3 protein-coding genes are annotated in these 3,092 nt (G+C 73.7%); 2 read left to right on the plus strand and 1 reads right to left on the minus strand.

The annotated features are described in order from the left end of the window. Nucleotides 1-2: 2 nt before the first annotated feature. Nucleotides 3-932, minus strand: coding sequence for an oxidoreductase (locus VIM19_17135; GenBank protein HEY5186580.1), 930 nt, complete (start codon nucleotides 930-932; stop codon nucleotides 3-5). 142 nt (nucleotides 933-1,074) lie between these two features. On the opposite strand from VIM19_17135, the gene VIM19_17140 reads away from it, so the two are divergent. Both VIM19_17140 and VIM19_17145 read left to right on the plus strand, forming a co-directional pair. Further along, nucleotides 1,075-2,298: an MFS transporter gene (locus VIM19_17140; GenBank protein ID HEY5186581.1), complete on the plus strand. Its 1,224-nt coding sequence runs from the start codon at nucleotides 1,075-1,077 to the stop codon at nucleotides 2,296-2,298. Nucleotides 2,299-2,343: 45 nt separating this feature from the next. Then, the gene (locus tag VIM19_17145) at nucleotides 2,344-2,940 is read left to right on the plus strand and encodes a hypothetical protein (protein HEY5186582.1); all 597 of its coding nucleotides are present in this window, start codon (nucleotides 2,344-2,346) and stop codon (nucleotides 2,938-2,940) included. Nucleotides 2,941-3,092: the final 152 nt, after the last annotated feature.

Raw genomic sequence — 3,092 nt, forward strand, 5'->3', positions numbered from 1 at the left:
CACTACTCCCGCAGCGGGTGGACGCCGGTGAGCCCCTCGCTCACCCGCCACAGCCGCTCGGCGTCGGCGCGGCTCCGGGCGGCGCGGCTGCGCCCGACCACCCGGGGGTGCCCGCGCTGACCCAGCCACCCGTCGGGACCGACGAAGGTGTCACCGGGGAGGTTCGGCACCGTCGCCGCGTACAGCGTGGGCAGCGCCCCCATGCTCGCGGGCTGGGCGAGCAGCCGGTTGCCCCACTCGGTGACCCGCTCGCCGATCGAGCTGCCGCGCATCGACGGCGCCACCCCCTGCAGGTTGGTCGCCGCGTAGCCCGGGTGGGCGGCCATGGCCTTGATCGGAAGGCCGGCGCGCTGCAGGCGCCGCTGGAGCTCGCTGGTGAACAGCAGGTTGGCCAGCTTGCTCTGGCCGTAGGCCCGCCACGCGCTGTAACGCCGGGTACCCATCAGGTCGTCGAAGTCCATCCGGCCGAAGCGGTGCGCGGCGCTGCTCACCGTCACCACGCGCGCCTCGGGAACGGCCGCGAGGGCCGCGAGGAGCAGGCCGGTCAGCGCGAAGTGCCCCAGGTGGTTGGTGCCCAGCTGCATCTCGAAGCCGTCCGCCGTCTGCCGGCGCGGGATGGCCATCACGCCGGCGTTGTTGACCAGCAGGTGCAGCCCGTCCGGGTTCGCCGCCGTCCAGCGCTGCGCGAACGCCCGGACCGACCCCAGGTCGGCCAGGTCGAGCTCCTCGACGGTGACGATCGCCGACGGCGCCAGGGCCCGGACCCGGTCGGCGGCGTCGCGGCCCCTCGGCACGGACCGCACCGCCAGGGTGACCGACGCGCCGTGCTGGGCCAGCGCCCGCGCCGTCTCGAAGCCCAGGCCGGAGTTGGCCCCGGTCACGACGGCCCGCCGACCGGTGCGGTCGGGCAGGTCGGCTTCGGTCCACGGCACGGCGATCCTCGTTTCGAGTAGGACCGCCAACGAAGAGGTGGCCCTGATTCGAGTCTCGCACGGCTGCGCAGCGAGTAGTCTCCGGCCGACCACAACGCGAGCGGACCGAGGCCCTGGAGCGGTGATGAGCGGGGATGCCCCCATGAAGACCCCAGCAACCGTCGAGGTAGCTCACGCCCGGGCCGGGTCGTGGCGGGTTCTGGCTGCCTATGTGCTGCTGGTGGCCACCAGTCACGTCCTGTGGATCTCCTTCGCGTCCGTGACGGCCGACGCCGCGACGGCGTACCACACCACCGAGCTGACCATCGGTCTGCTGGTCTCGGTGGGGCCGATCTGCTCGGCGGTGTTCTCGATCCCCGGCGGGGCGGTGGCCGACCGGTTCGGCTACCGGACGCCGCTGCTGTGGGCCGGCGCGGCGACAGTCGTGTTCGCGTTCCTGCGGCCGCTGGCGCCGAGCTTCCCGATGCTGCTGCTGCTGACGATCGGGCTGCTGATCCCCCAGCCGTTCCTGATCAACGCGGTGGCGGACCTGGTCAACCGGCACTTCCCGGACGAGGAGACCGCCACCGCGACCGGGCTGGGCACGATGGCGATCTTCCTGGGCATCACGGTGGGCCTGATCGCCACTCCCCCGCTGGTGTCCGCCGTCGGGGTGCGCGGATCGCAGGTCGTGTACGCGGTGCTGTCCGTGGTCGCCCTGGCGGTGTTCTGGCTGCTGGCGCCGCGCCGGGTGCCGGACCGGCTGGCGACCTCCGTGGAGCTGACCGTCCGGCAGGCGATCACCCGGGTGCTGCGGTCGTCGGCGCAGTGGAAGCTGTCCGCCGCGCTGTTCCTCGGCTTCGGCCTGTACCTGGGCGTCACCACCTGGCTGGAGGAGATGCTCAAGCCGAAGGGCATCGACGCGACCGGTGCGGGGCTCGTCGCCGGCGTGATCACCATCGCCGGGATGGCCGGGTCGGTCGCGCTGGGCGCGCTCAGCGACCGGGTCCGGCGGCGCAAGCCGTTCCTGCTGGCGGCGGGCCTGGTGGCCGCCCCCTGCCTGTGGCTGCTCGGCCACCTCAGCTCGATGGTCGCCCTGGTGGCGGCCGCCGCCGTCTTCGGCTTCTTCATGCTCGCCGCCCTGCCGGTGTCGATCGCCATCGCCTCGGAGGAGCCGACCATGGGCCCGCAGGTCGCGAGCACCGCCGTCGGGGTCATGCTCATGGCGGGCAACCTCGGGGGCGCCGCGATCGTCGCAGTGATGGGCCTGCTGAAGAACGCGCAGGGCAGCTTCGACGGCGGAGTGACCCTGACCGTCGTCCTCGCGCTCGCGGTCGTGGCCATCGCCGCGACCATCCCCGAGCCGCTGCGCGGCCATCCACGGTGAGCTTCGGATTCGGACACTCCGAGCGACCACGCGGGAGGGAGCTCCATGGCGGTCCCCACGCGGGAAGAGGTACGGGGCTGGACGGGTGAGGAGCGGGCCGAGCTGGCCCGCCTCCTCGACGAGCTGCTCGACCGGCCGGTACCCGGCCCGCACGAGACGCGGCTGCGGCGCGTGGTGCTGGTCACCACGGCGGTCGGCGCGGCCGTCCTGCTGCCCTGGGTCGTCTACCTGTCGTTGACGCTGCCTCCGACGGAGTCCGGCGGTGCCTGGAGCACCGCGTGGGTCGGCTTCGACGTGGCGCTGGCCGCCTCCCTAGGGCTCACGGCCTGGCTGGCGTGGCGGCGGCGCCAGGTGGCGCTGCTCGGGCTGGCGGTCTCGGCCACGCTGGTCGTCACCGATGCCTGGTTCGACGTGTCCCTGTCGTGGCACACCTCGGAGCAGGTCGGGGCGTTGACGTCGGCGATCCTGGTCGAGCTGCCCGTCGCGGTGCTGCTGACGATGGCCGCGCTGACCATCCTGCGGCGCACCGCCACCACCGTGGCCCAGCTGCGGGGCCTGACCGGGCCGCCGCCGTCGCTGTGGCGTCAGCCACTCGTCCTCGTGCCCCCGACCACGGCGAAGCCGGCACCTGGCAGCAGGTAATCCGCCAGGACCCGGAGGCAGCCCGGCCGTCTCTGCGCCGGATCGGCTCAGCCGCGCAGCGGGTCGTCCAGGAACGCGCGCAGCGCCTGGCTGCGCCGTCCGGCCAGGCGGGTCCCGATCGCGTGCCCGCCGAACCAGGCCGCCGTCGCGAC

The sequence above is a fragment of the Actinomycetes bacterium genome, assembly GCA_036510875.1.
In the GTDB taxonomy this organism is placed as follows: Bacteria; Actinomycetota; Actinomycetes; order Prado026; family Prado026; genus DATCDE01.